The sequence below is a fragment of the Erwinia sp. PME.40.26/001 genome (assembly GCF_055556675.1).
The window spans coordinates 1-245 of sequence record NZ_JBVHNP010000367.1 but is presented as its reverse complement, the minus strand read 5'-3'; the positions used below and the strand labels follow the sequence as shown (position 1 = coordinate 245).

Annotated in this window: 1 protein-coding gene; it reads left to right on the top strand. The window is 75.1% G+C overall.

What is annotated here, in order from left to right:
- Nucleotides 1-245: alkaline phosphatase family protein (locus tag ACZ3HG_RS24570; RefSeq protein WP_465335111.1), on the top strand; the 245-nt coding region annotated here is incomplete at both ends.

Here is a 245-nt window from a genome sequence, read left to right as displayed (position 1 = left end):
CAATCTCGCCGAGCGCCGCGGTCACGCGCGGTTCCTCGGCTCCGCCGGGTCGCGTCGCGACGTCGCCCGCACCGTCTTCCCGTCGACGACCGCCGCGGCCCTCACGAGCCTGCTCACCGGCACCGAGCCGGGGGAGCACGGGATCGTCGGATACCGCACGCTGATCCCCGGCACGGACGTCGCCGCGAACCAGCTGCACGGCTGGGAGACCGACGGCCTCGATCCGCGCACGTGGCAGCGCAGCC